This is a genomic window from Pseudomonas sp. FSL R10-2964 (assembly GCF_009600035.1).
In the GTDB taxonomy this organism is placed as follows: domain Bacteria; phylum Pseudomonadota; class Gammaproteobacteria; order Pseudomonadales; family Pseudomonadaceae; genus Aquipseudomonas; species Aquipseudomonas bubulae.
Map to the genome: position 1 here is coordinate 1 of NZ_WIWH01000007.1, position 17698 is coordinate 17698.

Here is a 17698-nt window from a genome sequence, read left to right on the forward strand (position 1 = left end):
CAGGAAGCCTTGGCTATGCGGCATGATGCTCCGGCTTCAATTCAATAACCGTGTTGCACTCAGCTCCTGCAACCGCCGGGTTTATTGTAATAAGCAAGTGCTCGGCCGCGCGCGCGCACACAGTATGCCTTGCGGGGTTTGAAAGTACGGGCGGAGGGAGTTTGTTGAAACATGAGGTAAAGGGCATATTTAAAGATTCCTTTCCAGTATGTAAGGGAACGGTACACGTCTGCGCAGACCGGCCCTCGCTTTCAGCACCGAGTACTGGCCGCACATGGTTAACGCGATAAATATTTGCTTTTTGACAAGTGGCTGGGCTCGATTATTTTTATTAGATAAGAGTCTGTGGGTATGAGTGTCAAGGGCGAACATAAGTAATATAAATGTCCCTGAATTATTCAGAATGTTCCTACTGAAAGAGTACTTTAAAGTTGCATGACAAGTAGTTCTGGCGATGAGCGATGAGTCATCAGTCTAAGTTTACAGGCTGTTTAATGGTCCTCTCTCACCAGGCCTTTGCACGCGCCCAATCACTCGGGACCTCAGCCAGCATGATTTTTTTGCGTTTTTGCCATTTATTTCACACTCCGTCTGCATAATCGCCATGCACGAGGCAGCTGGTCAGCCCGCTTTGTGATATTTAGATCTGGCCCAACATTTCGGAAGCCCACTCAAATGGCAACAAACCCACAGCTGATACCGCCTGTTCCCCGGTCCTCACGTTTCAGCATGCGCTGGTATTCCTGGGTATTACTGGTGGGGGTATTGGTCTACGGGCTCGCGTGGATCATGCATTGGGATGACCGCGGTGCGTTGTGGGTACTGGAGCGGTTTGAGAGCCCGTCCGAGCAGAACGAAAGCATATGGCTACCTGACTACAGGGCGGTGATTGATGCCAAGGTGTTGCCAGGAATGGAAAAGGACGAGGCATCGGACCTAGCCTATAACCCGCTGACCAAAACACTGTTCTCGGTGATGGGTAAAAACCCTTTTCTCGTGGAACTGACTCTGGATGGCGACGTACTGCGCAAAATTCCGCTGGTGGGCTGGAGCAACCCGGAGGGCCTGACAGTCATGGAGAACGGCCTGCTGGCCATTGTCGATGAGCGTGAGCATATGCTGAGCATCATCAACATCGACGCGGACACCAAGTCCCTGAATATTGCCGACTTCCCCAAGTACGACCTGGGGCCTTCGAAAAACCAGAACAAGGCCTTCGAAGCCATTGCCTGGGACCCTCGCCGCCAACAACTGCTGCTGGGTGAAGAGCGTCCGCCGCAGTTGTTTGTATGGAAGAGCGACGGTAGCCAGGTGCTAACCGGCAGCAAGCAGAAAGTGCCAAGCGATGAGCTGGATCTGCGTAACCTGTCGGCCCTGAGCATCGATCCGCGTACAGGCCATACACTCGTACTGTCGGCCGATTCGCACATGCTGCTGGAGCTCGATGAGCTGGGTGAGCAGGTCAGCTTCATCACCTTGCTCGGTGGCTTCAATGGCCTGAAGAACACCATTCCCCGGGCCGAAGGTGTCGCGATTGATGAACACGGCACGCTGTATATGGTGAGCGAACCGAACCTGTTTTATCGCTTCGAGAAGGTGGCCAAATAAATCCCGCGCCCGCGCAAGACATGTTGCCCGTTGAGGTTTAAGGTTCAATTCAGACAGCCGTGGTATTTCATTGGCCTGATCTGTTTAGAGTTCGACCCATGCGCCGTGTCAACCGCACTACCGTTTTTACTCTCTGTATAACGCTGGTGGCCTTGCTGGCCGCCGGCTTTGCCGCGCAACATTTTCGCCTGTTTGAACGGACCTGGTTCCAGATCAGCCAGATGTGGCACCCCGCCAATCCTGATGCAATCAACCTGGGAGACTACCGCGCCGTACTGCAGGGCAAGGTCATCGAAGGGCTTGAGGATGATGTCTCGGCACTGACCTTCGATCCATTGCGTAAAAGCCTGTTTACCGTGACCAACAAGAAAGCCGAGCTGATCGAGCTGTCCCTTGATGGTCGGGTCTTGCGCCGCATTGCACTGGTCGGGTTCGGCGATGCCGAGGCAGTCGAATTTATTGGCGAGAATACCTACGTCATTACCGATGAACGTCAACAGCGCCTGATCAAGGTCAAGGTCGACGACAACACCCGGGTTCTGGATGCCCGGGATGCCGAGCAATTGACGCTGGGGATCAATCAGTCGGGCAACAAGGGCTTTGAAGGTTTGGCCTATGACTCGGTGGGCAAGCGCCTGTTTGTAGCCAAGGAGCGCGACCCCATGCTGATTTATGAAGTGCGCGGCTTCCCTCAAGCCAACCCCCAGCAACCTTATGCCACCCATGTTGTGAGCAATCCGCGACGGGATGCACGGTTGTTTGTAAGGGATTTGTCGAGCTTGCAGTTTGACGAACGCACCGGGCATTTGCTGGCACTGTCAGATGAGTCGAAATTGCTACTTGAACTGGGCCTGGACGGGCAACCGATCAGCACACTGTCGCTGAAGAAGGGCAAGCACGGTCTGACCCGCTCAGTGCCACAGGCAGAAGGCGTCGCGATGGACGATGAAGGGACTATCTATGTGGTGAGCGAGCCGAATCTGTTTTACGTGTTCAAAAAACCGGCTTTGTAGATGAGAAATGGCCGATCATTTTCTCTTGTGGGAGCGAGCCTGCTCGCGAAGTTCGTTCGCGAGCAGGCTCGCTCCCACAGTTGAAATTTTCCTGCTGGCGCAGTTACTTGCTCAGGGTTTTCACGCCCTCAGGCGTGCCCAGCAACAGCAGGTCGGCCGGGCGGGCGGCGAACAGACCGTTGGTCACAACACCGACGATGGCGTTGATCTGACGCTCCAGCTCAACCGGGTTGGTGATCTGCATGTTGAACACGTCAATGATGATATTGCCGTTGTCCGTAACCACACCTTCGCGGTACACCGGATCGCCGCCCAGTTTTACCAGCTCGCGGGCCACGTGGCTGCGGGCCATCGGGATAACTTCGACTGGCAGCGGGAATGCGCCCAGCACCGGAACCAGCTTGCTGGCATCGGCGATGCAGATAAAGGTCTTGGCCACGGCGGCGACGATTTTTTCGCGGGTCAGGGCTGCGCCACCGCCCTTGATCAGGTTGAGGTTTTCGTCACTTTCATCGGCGCCATCAACGTAGAACTCAAGATCACTGACCGTGTTCAGTTCGTACACCGGAATGCCGTGGCCCTTGAGACGCGCGGCGGTGGCTTCGGAGCTCGCAACCGCGCCGTCGAATGCGCCCTTGTGCTGGGCCAGGGCATCGATAAAGCAGTTGGCAGTGGAGCCGGTACCGACCCCGACGATGCTCTTGTCATCCAGTTTTGGAAGGATGAAGTCGACAGCAGCCTGGGCTACGGCCTGTTTGAGTTGATCCTGGGTCATGCGGGCTCCGGGGCGGGAAGGGGGAAAAAGAAAGGAGCTGAGTATAACCCAAGGCTTTAAAACCTTTGGATTCGTATGGTCGCCTGCGCAAACGCTGGGGTAGACTCCTTGGTCCCTGCCAACCCGCCCAGTGAAGCTTTCCGATGCTCGAACAGTACGTTAAGAAGATCCTCACCTCGCGCGTTTATGACGTTGCCGTAGAAACCCCACTGCAAGCTGCCAACCAGCTTACCCAGCGGTTGGGCAACCAGATTTTGCTCAAACGCGAAGATTTGCAGCCGGTGTACTCGTTCAAGATTCGTGGCGCTTACAACAAACTGATGCACCTGACCGACGCCGAGCGCGCGTGCGGCGTGGTCACGGCGTCAGCGGGCAATCACGCCCAGGGCCTGGCCCTGGCGGCCAAGGTGCTGGGGGTCAAAGCGACCATCGTGATGCCCAAGACCACCCCCGAGATCAAGGTCGAAGGCGTGCGCTCCCGTGGTGGCATTGTGGTGCTGCATGGCGACACGTTCCCCGAGGCGCTGGCCTACTCGCTGCAACTGGTCGAGAAAGAAGGCTACGTCTACGTTCACCCCTACGATGACCCGCACACCATTGCCGGGCAGGGCACCGTGGCGATGGAAATTCTGCGCCAGCACCCGGCGCCGCTGGATGCGATCTTCGTACCGGTGGGCGGCGGCGGGCTGATTGCCGGTATTGCGGCGTATGTGAAGTACCTGCGCCCGGACATCAAGATCATTGGTGTCGAGCCCGATGACTCCAACTGCCTGCAAGCCGCGATGGCGGCGGGCGAGCGCGTGGTGCTGCCAACCGTGGGGATTTTCGCCGACGGCGTGGCCGTGGCGCAGATTGGCCAGCACACGTTCGATATCTGCAAGGACTATGTGGATGAAGTGATCACCGTCAGCACTGACGAGATCTGCGCAGCCATCAAGGATATCTTCGACGATACCCGCTCGATCACCGAACCTGCCGGTGCGCTGGGCGTGGCCGGAATCAAGAAGTACGTCGAGCAGCGCGGCGTGCGCGGCCAGACCCTGGTGGCAATCGACTCCGGTGCCAACGTCAACTTTGACCGACTGCGTCATGTGGCCGAGCGGGCCGAGCTGGGTGAAGGTCGTGAAGCCATCATTGCGGTGACCATTCCTGAGGTGCCGGGTAGCTTCAAGGCGTTCTGCCAGGCCGTGGGCAAGCGTCAGATCACCGAGTTCAACTACCGCTACCACACTGGCAGCGAAGCGCACATTTTCGTTGGCGTGCAGACCCACCCCGAGAACGATCCCCGCAGCGCGCTGCTGGCCAGTCTGACTGAGCAGGGCTTCCCGGTGGTCGACCTGACCGAGAACGAGCTGGCCAAGTTGCATATCCGTCATATGGTTGGCGGCCATGCTGCGAAGGTCAGCGATGAGTTGCTGTTCCGTTTCGAGTTCCCGGAGCGGCCGGGGGCGCTGTTCAACTTCCTCAACAAGCTGGGCGGGCGCTGGAACATCTCGATGTTCCATTACCGCAACCACGGCGCGGCGGATGGCCGGGTCATGGCCGGCCTGCAGGTACCGGCGGACGAGCGCCACCTGGTGCCGGCGGCGCTGGAAGAAATCGGCTACCCGTACTGGGATGAGAGCGATAACCCTGCCTACCAGCTGTTTCTTGGCTGATAGGCGCTACGCTGATTGAACGGCTCAAGGGATTAATCAAATGGAAACGTTCACAGCGTTAAAACTGCTGCATGGCGTGTCGACACTGCTGCTGTTTGTCAGCGCCATTGCCTTGCTGGTTGTGGTGATTCGCCGCTGGCGGGCAGGGGATAAAAACCTGTCTGGCGGAGTGGTGCAGCGGCCCTGGAGTTATGTTTGGGCGCTGATGGGCCTGTGTCTGCTGGCGTTGCCCGTCAGTGGCTGGTTTCTGGTGCATCTGGCCGGTTGGCCGTTGAGCCAGATATGGCTGCTGGCGGGCAGCTGCCTGTATCTGCTGGGCAGCCTGAGCTGGCTGTGGCTGGTGGTGCGCCTTAACCGTCTGCGCTTGGGGCGAATGGCCAGATACCCGTGGTTTACCCTGGTGCTGGCCATTTTTTGTGCAGTCTGCTTTATCGCCATCGCGGGATTGATGGGCGCCAAGCCGGTTTAAGCACACGTGCTTGTGTGGGAGCGGGCTTGCTCGCGATGGCATCACTGCGGTCTTGCAGAAAAACCGCGGCGATCTTATCGCGAGCAAGCCCGCTCCCACAGGTTGTGTGTCAGTCGCGCAGCGAGATGACTTCCCAGCCACGCTTGATGGCCTCCGCCCGCAAGTTCGGATCCGGATCGACCGCCACCGGATGGTCAACCTGCTCCAGCAGCGGCAAGTCGTTCATCGAGTCGCTGTAGAAGTAGCTGTCTTCCAGGCTGTAGCCGTTTTCTTCGATCCAGCGGTTCAGGCGTGTCACCTTGCCTTCACGGAAGCACGGTACGTCTGTGCTGCGACCGGTGTAACGGCCATCGATGATTTCGCATTCGGTGGCAATCAAATGTTCCACGCCGAGTTTTTCGGCAATGGGGGCCGTGATCACGCGGTTGGTGGCAGTGATGATCACCAGGGTGTCGCCGGCTTCACGGTGTTTGGCCAGCAGGGCATGGGCCTTGGGCAGCATCAGGCCATCAATGCAGTCGCGCATGAATTCGCGGTGCCATTGATCCAGTTGCGCCATGTCATGGCGGCCAAAGATTTCCATGCTGAAATTAAGGTAGGCGGCGTTGTCCAGCTTGCCGGCCAGGTAGTCCTGATAGAACGCGTCGTTGCGCGCCTTGTAGGCGTCGCCGTCGAGAATGCCCCGGCGGCACAGGTAATCGCCCCAGGCGTGATCGCTGTCACCGCCCAGGAGGGTGTTGTCCAAGTCGAATAAAGCCAGACGCATTGAGGTTACCCGTTGAGTTGCCTGAGAAAAGGCCACAAGAATACGGTCTTTTAACAAGAGTGCACATAAGGCAGGAAGGCGCGTTGCTGCTTTCACAACCTTTGTGGAACAATGCGGCGACATGCGTTTGCGAGGTTGTTGCCGTGATCGACCCCGATGGTTTCCGCCCTAATGTCGGGATTATTCTGACAAATGACGCTGGTCAGGTACTTTGGGCTCGCCGTATCAATCAAGACGCCTGGCAGTTTCCACAGGGTGGCATCAACCCTGACGAAACGCCGGAAGACGCCTTGTACCGTGAGCTGAACGAAGAAGTTGGCCTTGAACGCGAAGATGTAGAAATACTCGCCTGCACGCGAGGCTGGTTGCGTTATCGTTTGCCGCAACGCCTGGTACGTACCCACAGCCAACCGCTGTGCATCGGCCAGAAGCAAAAGTGGTTTTTGCTGCGCCTGGTCTCCAACGAGCAACGGGTGCGGATGGATTTGACCGGTAAACCGGAGTTCGATGGCTGGCGTTGGGTCAGTTATTGGTACCCGTTGGGCCAGGTGGTGACATTCAAGCGCGAGGTCTACCGTCGCGCTCTCAAAGAGCTTGCCCCGCGCCTTTTAACGCGCGCCTGACACGGAGTTCGACCCCGAGCCATGCTCAATACGCTGCGCAAGATCGTCCAGGAAGTTAACTCCGCCAAGGATCTCAAGGCGGCGTTGGGGATTATTGTGTTGCGCGTCAAAGAGGCCATGAGCAGCCAGGTCTGCTCGGTCTATTTGCTTGATCCAGAGACCAACCGCTTTGTCCTGATGGCCACCGAGGGCTTGAACAAGCGCTCGATCGGCAAAGTCAGCATGGCGCCCAACGAAGGCCTTGTCGGCCTTGTGGGCACCCGTGAAGAGCCTCTGAACCTCGAAAACGCCGCCGATCACCCGCGCTATCGCTACTTTGCCGAAACCGGAGAGGAGCGCTATGCCTCTTTCCTGGGCGCGCCGATCATCCACCACCGGCGCGTGGTCGGGGTCCTGGTCATTCAGCAAAAGGAGCGCCGTCAGTTCGACGAAGGTGAAGAAGCCTTCCTGGTGACCATGAGCGCCCAGTTGGCCGGGGTTATTGCCCACGCCGAAGCCACGGGTTCGATTCGTGGCCTGGGCCGTCAGGGCAAGGGCATCCAGGAAGCCAAGTTCGTCGGCGTACCGGGTTCGCCGGGCGCTGCCGTGGGTACCGCCGTGGTGATGCTGCCACCCGCGGATCTGGATGTGGTGCCCGACAAGACCATCACCGATATCCCCGCCGAAATTGCGTTGTTCAAGACCGCCCTGGAAGGCGTGCGCAACGATATGCGCGCGGTGTCCAAGAAACTCGCCACCCAGTTGCGCCCCGAAGAACAGGCATTGTTCGATGTGTACCTGATGATGCTCGACGATGCGTCGCTGGGCAGCGAAGTCAAAAATGTCATCAAGACCGGTCAATGGGCCCAGGGCGCGCTGCGCCAGGTCGTGACCGATCACGTCAACCGTTTCGAACTGATGGACGACGACTACCTGCGTGAGCGGGCGTCGGATGTGCGTGACCTTGGCCGTCGTCTGCTGGCCTATTTGCAGCATGATCGCCAGCAAACCATGGTCTACCCGGACAACACCATTCTGGTCAGCGAAGAGCTGACGGCCACCATGCTCGGAGAAGTGCCCGAAGGCAAGCTGGCAGGCCTGGTGTCGGTACTGGGTTCGGGCAACTCCCACGTTGCCATCCTGGCCCGCGCCATGGGTATCCCGACGGCGATGGGCGTGGTCGACCTGCCGTACTCCAGGGTCGACGGCATCCAGATGATCGTCGACGGCTACCACGGCGAGGTCTATACCAACCCCAGCGAAGTGCTGCGCAAGCAATACGCCGAGGTGGTCGAGGAAGAGCGCCAGCTGTCCCTGGGGCTTGATGCCCTGCGCGAGCTACCCTGCATCACCCCTGACGGGCATCGCATGCCGCTGTGGGTCAATACCGGCCTGCTGGCCGATGTGGCGCGCGCACAACAGCGTGGCGCTGAAGGCGTAGGTCTGTACCGCACCGAAGTGCCGTTCATGATCAACCAGCGCTTTCCCAGCGAAAAGGAGCAGCTGGCGATTTATCGCGAGCAATTATCTGCCTTCCATCCGCAACCGGTGACCATGCGCAGCCTGGACATCGGCGGCGACAAGTCACTGTCTTACTTCCCGATCAAGGAAGAAAACCCGTTCCTGGGCTGGCGCGGGATTCGCGTGACCCTCGACCACCCTGAAATCTTTCTGGTGCAGGCCCGGGCCATGCTCAAGGCCAGTGAAGGCCTGAACAACCTGCGCATCTTGCTGCCGATGATCTCGGGCACCCACGAACTCGAAGAAGCCCTGCACCTGTTGCACCGCGCCTGGGGTGAAGTGCGCGACGAAGGCACCGACGTGCCGATGCCGCCTATTGGGGTGATGATCGAAATCCCGGCGGCGGTTTATCAGACCAAGGAGCTGGCCCGTCAGGTCGACTTTCTGTCGGTGGGTTCCAACGATTTGACCCAGTATCTGCTGGCTGTGGACCGCAACAACCCACGCGTGGCGGACTTGTACGACTATCTGCACCCGGCGGTGCTGCAGGCCCTGCAGTCGGTGGTGCGTGACGCCCATGCCGAAGGCAAGCCGGCGAGCATCTGTGGAGAAATGGCCGGTGACCCGGCGGCGGCGATCTTGTTGATGGCGATGGGCTTTGACAGCCTGTCGATGAACGCCACCAACTTGCCGAAAGTGAAATGGATGCTGCGTCAGGTCAGCCTGAGTCGCGCCAAGGAACTGCTGGCCGAAGTGATGACCATCGACAACCCGCAGGTCATTCGCAGCACCATTCAACTGGCGCTGAAAAACATGGGCCTGACCCGCATGATGAACCCGGCGGCGATCAAGCCTTACTGAAAAGCGCCCTCACCCCAACCCTCTCCCGGAGGGAGAGGGTTGGGGTGAGGGCTAGCGTCACACCACCAGCCTTACCTCTCCCAACCGCCCCCCATGCGGCCCGAAGCTGTGTTCCACCATCACCCTTGACCCGTCTGCATTCACAATAAGCGCGGTACTGGCACGGGTGCCATAGCTGGGGCTGGTGATAAACACACTCGACAGCAGACTCTCCGTGGCCAGACCTACGCCGGTGTCCGGCAGTTCGCTGAACGGGGCCGTCTGCGGGTCCTTGAGCAACGCCAGCAGCGCTTGTGGCTGCGGGTTGTCCAGCACCTCGGCCAGCGCGGCCTTGGCTTTGAGCAGTTTGGGCCACGGCGTATCCAGCCCGCCGTTGGACAAACCATAAATCCCCGCGCTCAGCGGTTGCGGCGCCAGGTCCCCGGAATTGAAATGCCAGAGCTGATCTGCGGTGCCCAACAGCAGATTAAAACCGGCATAGTCGACAGAACGTCGGCCTACCTGGGTGAAATACTCGGCAATTGACTGGTGGCCGGTGAGAAAGTCAGCCACCAGCTCGCCCCGTGAGCGCCGTGAAGGCGGCTTGTGCGGTTCGCGGATATTGGTCAGGGCCGCAAAGCGTCCATCGGCGCCGATGCCCAGCCAGGTTCCTCCCGCTTCAAGGTCGCGCCCGGCATATACCTGTGGCGCATTGGCCCACTGCGCCAGGGGTTTGGCGGGGCGGGCATAGAATTCATCGCGGTTGGCCGCAACGACCAAAGGCTGTGCATGGCCGGGGCGCCAGGCGAAGACAATCAGACACATGGGCAGTCCTTAATGTTTTTTTAACCACACTACTTATAGATTGCTCGGGCGGCTCGCGCCATACCGTGCAGCGCAGTGGAGCCAAAGCCCTTGCTCCGTTACCATGCGGATCAAATTTGGGGGGGGGCGTCATGGAATTTCTGCTCTATCTGGTACTGGGAGGTTTTGCGGGGGTGCTGGCCGGGCTGTTCGGGGTCGGCGGCGGGTTGATCATCGTGCCGGTGCTGGTGTTCAGCTTCACCTTGCAGGGTTTTGACAGCGAGGTGCTGACCCATCTGGCCGTTGGCACGTCACTGGCCACGATCATTTTTACCTCGATCAACTCGATTCGCGAGCACCATCGAAAAGGCGCCGTGCGCTGGCCTCTGGTGCTCTGGATGACGCTGGGCATCCTGATCGGTGCGGGCATCGGTGCGTTAACCGCAGAAGCCATTGCCGGCCCCCATTTGCAGAAAATCATCGGTGTGTTCGCCGTGGTGATCGCCATTCAGATGGCCCTGGGCTTGCAACCCAAGGCCACTGGCACGGTACCTGGCAAGATCGGGCTGACCCTGGCCGGTACGGTGATTGGCTGGGCTTCGGCGATTTTCGGCATCGGCGGCGGCTCGCTGACCGTGCCATTTCTGAGCTGGCGTAGCGTGCCGATGCAGCAGGCCGTGGCCACGTCGTCAGCCTGCGGGCTGCCGATTGCACTGGCAGGTGCAGCAAGTTTCATGATCATTGGCTGGCACAACCCCGACCTGCCCGCGCATAGTCTCGGTTTTGTCTACCTGCCCGCGCTGCTCGGGATCGCCCTGACCAGCATGTTTTTCGCCCGTTTCGGTGCGCGACTGGCCCACAAGCTCTCGCCACGCCTGCTGAAACGGCTGTTTGCCGCACTGTTGTTCTGTGTCGGCTTGAGTTTCCTGATCTAACAAGGAGTCGCAATGCTGCCTTACCCGCAGATTGATCCGGTGGCACTGGCCATCGGCCCGCTGAAAATCCATTGGTACGGCTTGATGTACCTGATCGGCATTGGCGCTGCCTGGCTGATCCTGTCACGCCGCCTCAACCGCTTCGACCCGACCTGGACCAAGGAGAAACTCTCCGACCTGGTGTTCTGGGTGGCCATGGGCGTGATTGTCGGCGGGCGCCTGGGCTATGTGCTGTTTTACGACCTGAGCGCCTATATCGCCAACCCGCTGCTGATTTTTGAAGTGTGGAAAGGCGGCATGGCGTTCCACGGCGGCCTGATCGGCGTGATGCTGGCGGTGTGGGGTTTTGGCAAGCGCAACGGCAAGTCATTCTTCCAGATCATGGACTTTATCGCCCCTGTAGTGCCCATTGGCCTGGGTGCAGGGCGCATCGGCAACTTTATCAACGCCGAACTGTGGGGCAAGGCCAGCGATGTGCCGTGGGCGATGATCTTCCCTACCGACCCACAACAACTGGCGCGTCATCCGTCGCAGCTTTACCAGTTCGCCCTCGAAGGTGTGGCACTCTTCCTGATTCTTTGGCTGTACTCGCGCAAACCCCGTCCAACCATGGCGGTTTCCGGGATGTTCGCCCTGTTCTACGGCATCTTCCGCTTTATCGTCGAATTCGTCCGTGTGCCGGATGCCCAATTGGGTTATCTCGCGTTCGGCTGGGTGACGATGGGGCAAATTCTCTGTATCCCGATGATCGCGGGCGGCCTGTTCCTGATCTGGTGGGCTTACCACCGCGATCCAGCGGCTCAAAAAGCTGCGTAATACATTCGAATGGCGGGGCTTATAGAGCCCCGCATTCAAACGGTAGGAAAACCATGAAGCAATATCTCGACCTCGTTGCCAACGTCATTAAAAACGGCACCCTGCAAGCCAACCGTACCGGCGTAAAAACCATCAGTCTGCCCGGCGCCATGCTGCGCTATGACCTCAAGGAAGGCTTCCCGGCCATCACCACCCGGCGCATGGCGTTCAAATCGGCCATTGGCGAGATGTGCGGTTTCTTGCGCCCGGTCAATAGCGCTGCAGACTTCCGCGCATTGGGCTGCAAGGTGTGGGACCAGAACGCCAACGAAAACGCCCAGTGGCTGGCCAACCCGTTCCGTCAGGGCGAAGACGACCTTGGCGAGATCTACGGTGTGCAATGGCGCAAATGGCCGGCCTACAAGCAAGTTGATCGCAGCAATGTGGCCGCTATCGAGTTGTGCCTGAGCCAGGGCTATCGTCAGATTGCCGAAGGCGAAGAAGACGGCCAGGCCTATGTGGTGCTGTACAAGGCCATCGATCAGGTACGCCAGTGCGTCGACACCATCATCAATGACCCGGGCAGCCGCCGTATCCTGTTCCACGGCTGGAACTGCGCCCAGCTCGACGAAATGGCCCTGCCACCGTGCCACCTGCTGTACCAGTTCCACCCGAATGTCGAGACCAGGGAGATTTCCCTGACCCTCTACATCCGCTCCAACGACCTGGGCCTGGGGACACCGTTCAACCTGACCGAAGGCGCTGCGCTGCTGAGCCTGATCGGCCGCCTGACCGGCTATACACCACGCTGGTTCACCTACTTTATCGGCGATGCCCACGTGTACGAAAACCACTTGGACATGCTTAACGAGCAGCTCACCCGCGAACCGTTCCCGATGCCCAAACTGGTAATCTCGGACCGCGTACCGGAATTCGCCAAGACCGGCGTGTACCAGCCGGAGTGGCTGGGCATGATCGAGCCGGGCGACTTCAGCCTCGAAGGCTACCAGCACCACGCGCCAATGACCGCGCCAATGGCGGTGTAATGCCAAAGCCTGTGGCCGTTGCCACAGGCTGTTTCAATTGCCAGGCCCGGACTAACGAACGCGGCTCTCGAAGCGGCTAACGCCCGTCAGCTCCAGCACCAGCTCATCGCCCACATTCAGTGGGCCGACGCCCACCGGTGTGCCAGTCATGATCACATCACCGGCTTGTAGCGAGAAGCACGCAGCCATGTGCTGGATCATCGGTACGATCGGGTTGAGCATCAGGGCGCTATTTCCGTCCTGACGCACTTCGCCATTGATGGTCAAACGAATGCCGATATCGGCCAGGTCAGCAAAAGTGCTGCTCTGTACGAAAGGAGCCAGCACACAGGCGCCATCGAACGACTTGGCAATTTCCCACGGCAGGCCTTTGCCTTTGAGCTCGGCCTGTTTGTCGCGCAGGGTCAGGTCCAGGCCAGGGGCAAAACCGGAGATCGCATCCAGCACTTCTTCGGCGCTCGGGTTGTTCGACAGGGGCTTGCCGATCAGTACCGAAATTTCGGCTTCGTAATGCACCGAACCGCGCTCGGTGGGGATCGCAAAGCCGCCTTCCAGTGGCACGACACAACTGCCCGGTTTGATGAAGAGCAGGGGCTCGGTCGGGATCGGGTTGTCCAGCTCTTTGGCGTGCTCGGCATAGTTGCGGCCGATGCACACCACTTTACCGATGGGAAAGTGGATCCGGGTACCGTCGACATACTGGTGCTGATAGCTCATTGACCGACTCCGCTATTGAATACAGTTAACTTTAAACCGCAAAAATCTTGCCGGGGTTCATGATGCCTTTAGGGTCGAACACGGCCTTGAGCGCTTTCATGTACTCGATCTCAACCGGCGAACGGCTGTAGGTCAGGTAGTCACGCTTGGTCATGCCCACGCCATGCTCGGCAGAGATCGAGCCGTTGTATTTCTCAACGGTTTCAAACACCCACTTGTTCACCGTCGCGCACTTGGCGAAGAACTCATCCTTGCTCAGGTTTTCAGGCTTGAGGATGTTTAAATGCAGGTTGCCGTCGCCAATGTGGCCGAACCAGACAATTTCGAAATCCGGGTAGTGTTCGCCGACGATCGCGTCAATTTCTTTCAAAAATGCCGGGACTTTCGACACGGTGACCGAAATGTCGTTTTTGTATGGCGTCCAGTGGGAAATGGTCTCCGAGATGTACTCGCGCAGTTTCCACAGGTTCTGCAGTTGGGTTTCGCTCTGGCTCATCACGCCATCAAGTACCCAGCCTTCTTCCATGCAGTGCTCGAAGGTTTCCAGGGCCGCATTGGCAACCTCTTCAGTGGTCGCCTCGAATTCCAGCAGCGCATAGAACGGACAGTCGGTTTCAAACGGGGAAGGCACGTCGCCACGACCCATGACCTTGGCCAGCGCCTTGTCGGAGAAGAACTCGAAAGCCGTCAGATCGAGCTTGTTCTGGAAGGCGTGCAGTACCGGCATGATCGAATCGAAATCTGCCGTGCCCAACACCATCGCCGTCAGATTTTTCGGCGCACGGTCCAGGCGCATGGTGGCTTCCACCACAAAGCCCAGGGTGCCTTCGGCACCGATAAACAGCTGGCGCATGTCATAGCCGGTGGCGTTCTTGATCAGGTCCTTGTTGAGCTCCAGCACATCGCCCTTGCCGGTGACCACTTTCATGCCGGCCACCCAGTTACGGGTCATGCCGTAGCGAATCACCTTGATGCCGCCGGCATTGGTGCCGATATTGCCGCCAATCTGGCTGGAGCCAGCCGAAGCGAAGTCCACCGGATAGTACAGGCCGTTTTCTTCGGCCAGGTTCTGCAGATGCTCGGTGACCACCCCAGGCTGGCAGACCACGGTGCGATCGGTCAGGTTGATGTCCAGCACCTGATTCATGTAGTCGAACGACACCACTACTTCGCCATTGGCGGCCACGGCAGCAGCCGACAGACCGGTACGGCCACCCGACGGCACCAGTGCCACGTCATGGGCGTTGGCCCACAGCACGATGGCCTGCACCTGCTCGGTGGTTTTCGGGAACACAATGGCCAACGGGGCGGGAGCGAAATGCTTGGTCCAGTCCTTGCCGTAAGCATTAAGGGAGTCGGCGTCGGTCAAAACCTTGCCAGGCTCTACCAGGGTCTTCAGCTCATCAATCAAGGCAGGATGGGTCATCAACAGAACTCTCGAACAATTCATGGTCATCCTGAGAACGCTTCACGTCGCAGGAATGGGTGTTTAGCGGGGCGCTTATGCTAGCATACGACCCCCTCGCAGAATCGAGCCACAGGACGATTCTCGGGGCCGGTTTTCACGCCGGCCAGGTCAGCTCTCGCTGTCCATTCCCTGCCATTTTTTCTCTGGGACACAGGTTTACGCAGATGAGCAAGACTTCTCTCGATAAGAGCAAGATCAAGTTCCTTCTTTTGGAAGGCGTCCACCAATCCGCTGTTGAAGTGCTCAAATCCGCCGGGTACACCAGCATTGAGTACATCACCAGTTCCTTGCCTGAAGCCCAGCTGAAGGAAAAGATCGCTGATGCCCACTTTATCGGCATCCGTTCTCGTACCCAGCTGACCGAAGAAGTGTTCGATTGCGCCAAGAAACTGGTCGCCGTTGGTTGTTTCTGCATCGGCACCAACCAGGTCGACCTCAACGCTGCTCGCGAACGCGGTATCGCTGTTTTCAACGCCCCTTACTCCAACACCCGTTCGGTGGCCGAGTTGGTGCTGGCTGAAGCGATCCTGTTGTTGCGTGGCATCCCTGAGAAAAACGCTTCCTGCCACCGTGGCGGCTGGATCAAAAGCGCAGCCAACTCCTTCGAAATCCGCGGCAAAAAGCTGGGTATCGTGGGTTACGGCTCGATCGGTACTCAGCTGTCGGTTCTGGCTGAAGGTCTGGGCATGCAGGTGTTCTTCTACGACACCGTGACCAAGCTGCCATTGGGCAACGCCACCCAGGTCGGCAATCTGCACGAACTGTTGGGCATGTCCGACATCGTCACCTTGCACGTACCGGAAACCGCAGCCACCCAGTGGATGATCGGCGAGAAAGAAATCCGTGCCATTAAAAAGGGCGGCATTCTGATCAACGCCGCTCGCGGCACCGTGGTTGAGCTGGACGCACTGGCTGACGCAATCAAGGACAAGCACCTGATCGGCGCCGCCATCGACGTGTTCCCGGTTGAGCCGCGCTCCAACGACGACGTGTTCGAAAGCCCGCTGCGTGGCCTGGACAACGTGATCCTGACCCCGCACATCGGCGGTTCTACCGCTGAAGCGCAAGCCAACATCGGTCTGGAAGTGGCAGAAAAACTGGTCAAGTACAGCGACAACGGTACCTCGGTATCGTCCGTGAACTTCCCGGAAGTGGCCCTGCCGGCCCACCCTGGCAAGCACCGCCTGCTGCACATCCACCAGAACATCCCGGGCGTGATGAGCGAGATCAACAAGATCTTCGCCGAAAACGGGATCAACATCTCCGGCCAATTCCTGCAAACCAACGAGAAAGTTGGCTATGTAGTGATCGACGTCGACGCCGAGTCTTCGGACCTGGCGCAAGAGAAGCTGCAGACCATCAACGGCACTATTCGCTGCCGCGTGTTGTTCTAAACGCCTCTCACTAAAAAGGGAGACCCTCGGGTCTCCCTTTTTTATGCGTCGAAAAAGCTTATTTCACATTAACCGTGATTTTTTCCGACACGATGCTTGGCTTGAACGGCACATGAACCTGGTTACCCAGCACCAGTTGCAGGGTGTGCTTGCCAGGTGGCAGGGTGACCTGGGTTTCGGTCTGGGCCTTGCCGAAATGGATATGGTTGGCATCGGCCGGGATCGGTGCGTTCTCGGCCGGCAACTGGTCGACATCGATCAGCAGGTGGTGATGGCCCGCATGCGGCGTGGCCTCAGTGATAGGCGCCAGAGGCATGCCTTCAATACCGAATTTAACGGTGAAAGTTTGATCAACCGTGGCACCGTCTTTAGGTTCGACGATAAACACTTTGGCGCCTTTTGGTGCAGGCTCCGATTCCAGGCCAGCCGCTGTGGCCATGACCGAAGCGCCCATCAATACAGAAGCCAGCGCAACACGAGACAGTAGAGCTTTCATTTTTTTCTCCGGTTTTTTGCAAAATTCTTCGGTGCCTGACAACTTAGAGCCAAACCGTTGTCCAACCCCGCAAGTGACCAACATAAAGCAAAGCGAACGTTAAATGCGATTCGCTTGCATCCCAACCAAAGGAGTGACCATGCGTTTATTGCCGGGCCTGATGCTTTTACTGCCACTGGCGAGCCCTTTTGCTCAGGCCGAACTGATCGACGACATCAACGACCGTGGTGAACTGCGCATAGCCCTGGAAGCCGACATGGCACCGTTCAGCTTCAAGCAGGACGGGCGTCTGACCGGCTTTGACGTTGAACTGGCCGAGTTGCTGGCTCAGGAACTGGAAGTACATTCCTCCATTCTGGTCACCGATAACGCTGACTTGCTGTCAGGGGTTGAGAGCGGCAAATACGATGTCGCGATCAATCATGTGGCTTTGACCCAGGAACTCCAGGATCGGTTCGATTTCAGCGAACCTTACAGCCATCTGCCAGCGCAGACGATTGCCCGGCAAGAGCAGCCGCGCTCACTCAACAGCCTTGCAATGTTTCAAGGCCAGACTTTAGGCGTAGCTCAGGGCAATGGGTTTGTCGAACGTGGGCCATTGGTCACGGTGGCGCAGAAAACGCCGGTCACAGATGAGGAAGTTGCCCTGGTAATCCCCTTCCAGAAAGGCAACCCGGCGTTCCAGGCCAGCCTGGACAAGGCCTTGCAGCGGATCAAGGCAGACGGGAGGCTGGAGGCGTTGTCGCAGAAGTGGTTCGGGATGTCTGCAAGACAGCCCTGAATACCCAATGTGGGAGCAGGCTTGCCCGCGATGGGAGCGACTCGGTAAGTCAGGCATACCGAGTTGTCTG

The 17698-nt window shown here is 58.5% G+C and carries 17 protein-coding genes; 11 read left to right on the forward strand and 6 right to left on the reverse strand.

Annotation, left to right across the window (positions count from 1 at the left end; translation table 11 throughout):
* The first annotated feature begins 675 nt into the window (after positions 1 to 675).
* Positions 676 to 1608: an SdiA-regulated domain-containing protein gene (locus GHN92_RS05455; RefSeq protein WP_094999655.1), complete on the forward strand. Its 933-nt coding sequence runs from the start codon at positions 676 to 678 to the stop codon at positions 1606 to 1608.
* Positions 1609 to 1706: 98 nt separating this feature from the next.
* Positions 1707 to 2621, forward strand: a complete 915-nt coding sequence (locus GHN92_RS05460; RefSeq protein ID WP_095024834.1) for an SdiA-regulated domain-containing protein — start codon at positions 1707 to 1709, stop codon at positions 2619 to 2621.
* Positions 2622 to 2724: 103 nt separating this feature from the next.
* On the opposite strand, the gene rpiA is transcribed toward GHN92_RS05460, so the two are convergent.
* A complete protein-coding gene (rpiA, locus tag GHN92_RS05465; RefSeq protein WP_048361307.1) occupies positions 2725 to 3396 on the reverse strand; it encodes a ribose-5-phosphate isomerase RpiA in 672 nt (223 codons plus the stop codon).
* A gap of 143 nt (positions 3397 to 3539) precedes the next feature.
* On the opposite strand from rpiA, the gene ilvA reads away from it, so the two are divergent.
* Both ilvA and GHN92_RS05475 read left to right on the forward strand, forming a co-directional pair.
* Positions 3540 to 5054 (forward strand): threonine ammonia-lyase, biosynthetic, encoded by a 1515-nt coding sequence (gene ilvA / locus GHN92_RS05470; RefSeq protein ID WP_094999653.1) that lies wholly within the window; start codon positions 3540 to 3542, stop codon positions 5052 to 5054.
* A gap of 40 nt (positions 5055 to 5094) precedes the next feature.
* Positions 5095 to 5523: a DUF2269 family protein gene (locus GHN92_RS05475; RefSeq protein ID WP_095017898.1), complete on the forward strand. Its 429-nt coding sequence runs from the start codon at positions 5095 to 5097 to the stop codon at positions 5521 to 5523.
* Between the two features lie 109 nt (positions 5524 to 5632).
* Here GHN92_RS05475 and GHN92_RS05480 read toward each other — a convergent pair whose 3' ends face one another.
* Positions 5633 to 6289: an HAD family phosphatase gene (locus GHN92_RS05480; RefSeq protein WP_094999651.1), complete on the reverse strand. Its 657-nt coding sequence runs from the start codon at positions 6287 to 6289 to the stop codon at positions 5633 to 5635.
* A 143-nt stretch (positions 6290 to 6432) separates the two neighbouring features.
* Here GHN92_RS05480 and GHN92_RS05485 point away from each other — a divergent pair, with 143 nt between their 5' ends.
* Positions 6433 to 6912 carry an RNA pyrophosphohydrolase gene (locus GHN92_RS05485; protein ID WP_019828104.1) on the forward strand — a complete coding sequence of 160 codons (480 nt, stop codon included), beginning with the start codon at positions 6433 to 6435 and terminating at the stop codon, positions 6910 to 6912.
* A 21-nt stretch (positions 6913 to 6933) separates the two neighbouring features.
* Entirely contained in the window at positions 6934 to 9213 is a 2280-nt protein-coding gene (ptsP, locus tag GHN92_RS05490) for a phosphoenolpyruvate--protein phosphotransferase (RefSeq protein WP_094999650.1), read from the forward strand.
* 57 nt (positions 9214 to 9270) lie between these two features.
* Here the strand turns inward: ptsP and GHN92_RS05495 are convergent, their stop codons facing one another.
* Positions 9271 to 10017, reverse strand: a complete 747-nt coding sequence (locus GHN92_RS05495; protein WP_094999649.1) for an NRDE family protein — start codon at positions 10015 to 10017, stop codon at positions 9271 to 9273.
* Between the two features lie 131 nt (positions 10018 to 10148).
* Between GHN92_RS05495 and GHN92_RS05500 the strand changes: the two genes are divergently transcribed.
* From GHN92_RS05500 to GHN92_RS05510, 3 genes are read left to right on the forward strand one after another with little or no spacing between them, the layout of a single operon-like run.
* A complete protein-coding gene (locus tag GHN92_RS05500; protein WP_150629411.1) occupies positions 10149 to 10931 on the forward strand; it encodes a sulfite exporter TauE/SafE family protein in 783 nt (260 codons plus the stop codon).
* Positions 10932 to 10943: 12 nt separating this feature from the next.
* Positions 10944 to 11747, forward strand: a complete 804-nt coding sequence (gene lgt / locus GHN92_RS05505; protein WP_094999647.1) for a prolipoprotein diacylglyceryl transferase — start codon at positions 10944 to 10946, stop codon at positions 11745 to 11747.
* 53 nt (positions 11748 to 11800) lie between these two features.
* Positions 11801 to 12772 carry a thymidylate synthase gene (locus GHN92_RS05510; protein WP_095020616.1) on the forward strand — a complete coding sequence of 324 codons (972 nt, stop codon included), beginning with the start codon at positions 11801 to 11803 and terminating at the stop codon, positions 12770 to 12772.
* Positions 12773 to 12823: 51 nt separating this feature from the next.
* Here GHN92_RS05510 and GHN92_RS05515 read toward each other — a convergent pair whose 3' ends face one another.
* Together GHN92_RS05515 and GHN92_RS05520 are read right to left on the reverse strand one after the other, a co-directional pair.
* The gene (locus GHN92_RS05515) at positions 12824 to 13489 is read right to left on the reverse strand and encodes a fumarylacetoacetate hydrolase family protein (RefSeq protein WP_094999645.1); all 666 of its coding nucleotides are present in this window, start codon (positions 13487 to 13489) and stop codon (positions 12824 to 12826) included.
* A 31-nt stretch (positions 13490 to 13520) separates the two neighbouring features.
* Positions 13521 to 14915, reverse strand: a complete 1395-nt coding sequence (locus tag GHN92_RS05520) for an FAD-binding oxidoreductase (protein WP_094999644.1) — start codon at positions 14913 to 14915, stop codon at positions 13521 to 13523.
* 206 nt (positions 14916 to 15121) lie between these two features.
* Between GHN92_RS05520 and serA the strand changes: the two genes are divergently transcribed.
* Positions 15122 to 16351: a phosphoglycerate dehydrogenase gene (gene serA, locus GHN92_RS05525; RefSeq protein WP_083369705.1), complete on the forward strand. Its 1230-nt coding sequence runs from the start codon at positions 15122 to 15124 to the stop codon at positions 16349 to 16351.
* Positions 16352 to 16409: 58 nt separating this feature from the next.
* Here serA and GHN92_RS05530 read toward each other — a convergent pair whose 3' ends face one another.
* On the reverse strand, positions 16410 to 16847 hold the full coding sequence (locus GHN92_RS05530) for a DUF4399 domain-containing protein (protein ID WP_094999643.1): 438 nt from the start codon (positions 16845 to 16847) through the stop codon (positions 16410 to 16412).
* A gap of 139 nt (positions 16848 to 16986) precedes the next feature.
* Between GHN92_RS05530 and GHN92_RS05535 the strand changes: the two genes are divergently transcribed.
* Positions 16987 to 17628, forward strand: a complete 642-nt coding sequence (locus GHN92_RS05535; protein ID WP_094999642.1) for a transporter substrate-binding domain-containing protein — start codon at positions 16987 to 16989, stop codon at positions 17626 to 17628.
* Positions 17629 to 17698 lie beyond the last annotated feature (70 nt).